General features: G+C 58.2%; 2 protein-coding genes. One reads left to right on the top strand and one right to left on the bottom strand.

The window, feature by feature from the left end; all coding sequences use genetic code 11:
- Positions 1 to 123: 123 nt before the first annotated feature.
- Entirely contained in the window at positions 124 to 1,374 is a 1,251-nt protein-coding gene (locus OOZ51_RS22315) for an MFS transporter (RefSeq protein WP_265982161.1), read from the bottom strand.
- A 102-nt stretch (positions 1,375 to 1,476) separates the two neighbouring features.
- Here OOZ51_RS22315 and OOZ51_RS22310 point away from each other — a divergent pair, with 102 nt between their 5' ends.
- Positions 1,477 to 2,235, top strand: coding sequence for a DeoR/GlpR family DNA-binding transcription regulator (locus tag OOZ51_RS22310; RefSeq protein WP_265982160.1), 759 nt, complete (start codon positions 1,477 to 1,479; stop codon positions 2,233 to 2,235).
- The last annotated feature ends 167 nt before the right edge of the window (positions 2,236 to 2,402 follow it).

The following is a 2,402-nucleotide window of genomic DNA, read 5'->3' as shown; positions in this document are numbered from 1 at the left end:
CACGGCCAACACCAAGAAAGCAACCCCCGGGACCGCTTCTCCCCGCCCCTTGACGGAACCAACCACATATTAGGGTTCGGTCTGCGTCTTTTTGAGAGCCTGGCTGCCCAATGCCGGGCCGCCTTAGCTCTCCGCATCCTTACTCGCGGCGAGGGCAAGCTCTGCCAGACTTTCGCTGTCCCTAGTCACCGTCGACGCTAAGAATATTCCCGCGACGCAGAAGAGGAGCGGCAGCAAGAAGGCAAAGGTCAGGCCTAGCATCCCGCCGAGCCATCCAATGATCGCGGGTCCAGCTAGAAGCCCGATGTAACCGGAGCTCACCACGCGCGAGAGCGTCTTACCGGCATCTGATCGGCCCATACTCCCGGCCGCGGAGTAAACCTGCGGAATGATCCCTGAGAGTCCCAATCCGAAAAGCAGCCAGCCGAAGAGGGACAAGGGATAGAAAGAAGACGCGACAACGACGAGCATTCCGGTTGCCGCAATGAGAGATCCGAATCTCACGACCTTGACCGGTCCGATCGCATGTGAAATACGGTCAGCAAGAAGTCGGCCAATGGTCATCGCGGCAGCGAAGGCCCCATATGCCAAGGCAGCTGCCGCCTCCGGTTCGCCCAAACGCTCAACGGTCTGAAGTGCACTCCAATCATTAGCTGCGCCTTCCGAGAGCAACACCAGAAACGCTAGTAGTGCCAGTGCCAGCATTCGGCCGCGCTTGGGCGCCACTGGATGGTCGGAAGAGCCCGTCGCACTCGGCGCAGCGCGGTTTTGGTCCAAATCGAGCAGTTCTTCACTGGCTTTCGGAAGCATCGAAAATGCCGACCAAGCTGTACCAACCAGACCCAGCAGGGCGGCGCCCAGTAGAATCCATGACACGTGCAGGTGGATCGATTGGCCAGCAGCCCCGGCTACAGCACCCAGGGCACCTCCTAATGAGAAGAACGCGTGGAAAGCGGACATGATGGGCCGTCGATACCCGCGCTCGACCACCACAGCGTGCTGGTTCATCGCCACGTCTGTCAGGCCGTGACCGAGCCCAAAAATGAAGAGTCCGATGCCCAAGCTCAGAGCGTCTGAAGCCATGCCGGGAAGGTTCACTGAAACCAGCAGAAGGCCAAGGCCCATGAGCGTCGGAGTTCTGCTGCCGAAGCGCCTGATCAGAAGCCCTGCAAATTGCATGGAGATGAGCGCACCCAGACCAAGCAAAAGGATCAATCCGCCGAGAACGGCGTGGGAAGCTCCTGTCCGTTGCTGGATGTCGGGAATGTTTACTAGCCAAATCGCGGTGAGGAAGCCGACGATTGTGAATGCTCCGAATACACCCAATCGTGCCCGAAGCAGTTGGGCGGACGTGTTGCTGAGAAATGAAGCCATTAGAAGTCCTTCAAATAGGGTCGGCGACTTGCTATGTGGAGACCCAGGTTGCTAGTAGACGCCGTTAGCTTTCGTTTAATCAGTCCGATGTATCATTTGATCATGAATGGAATCAAGCGGCACGAGCGCATTTTGGAGCGACTGAACAGGGATGGGAAGGTCGACGTGGCCGGACTGTCCCAGCAGCTCGGCATTTCGGAAGTGACCATTCGCCGGGACTTGGAACACCTTGCGCAAGCCGGTGTCTTACGGCGAACACGTGGCGGCGCGGTGAGCACAATGATGCTCGGAGAGGGACTTCCGTACGCCATGAGGGAAATCGAAGTGGCGGAAACCAAACGACTTCTAGCTGCCGCAGTTGCCAAACTGGTCCGAAACGGTGAGGCCGTGGCCCTCGATAGCGGTACGACGTGCGTTGAGATAGCCCGTGTCCTTGTCGGCACCAGGCTCACTGTGATGCCGTTTTCAGTGCAGGCGATCGGCGCCTTGTTTGGAAAATCCAACATCAATCTCATTACCCCGGGCGGGTCGGTTCGCCATGATGAGGGGTCGATTACAGGGCCGCTGGCGGAGGCATCACTCCGCTCGGTTCGGTTCGACACAGCCATCATTTCTCCGTGCGGGGCATCCCCGGAAGATGGTGTTATGGCACACGATCTCCAGGGCGCTGCCGTCAAGCGAGCCATCATTGATGCCGCCAGAAGGACCATTCTGGTTGCTGACAGCAGCAAGTTCTCCCGCTCGGCCATGGCCGCAGTTTGTCCGTTGGAGTCAATCGACATCTTGGTGACTGACTCGGAAGTGCCTGCCCAAGTGGTTGAACGATTGAGTGCCGGTGGAGTGCAAGTAATTGTGGTTTGAATCATGAAGCTCCACGGTTCATTAAGGAAGACCGGAAATGCACGCTGGCAAGCAGTCGATCTTCCTTACATCCCTTAGTCCTGGCTGAAGGCGGCGTCGAAGCTGGTTTGGGAGGGCGGGTAGTCGTATTTTTTGAGGTTGGCGAGGGCTTCGGGGGCGCCGTGGAG

The organism is Arthrobacter rhizophilus, assembly GCF_026241105.1.
Lineage (GTDB): Bacteria > Actinomycetota > Actinomycetes > Actinomycetales > Micrococcaceae > Arthrobacter.
Note: the sequence above shows the minus strand (reverse complement) of the source record. Positions and strands in the feature narration are given on the sequence as shown.

Coding starts and splice junctions, on each gene's coding strand:
- OOZ51_RS22315 (WP_265982161.1), bottom strand. CDS start 1,374: ATGGCTTCATTTCTCAGCAACACGTCCGCCCAACTGCTTCGGGCACGA.
- OOZ51_RS22310 (WP_265982160.1), top strand. CDS start 1,477: ATGAATGGAATCAAGCGGCACGAGCGCATTTTGGAGCGACTGAACAGG.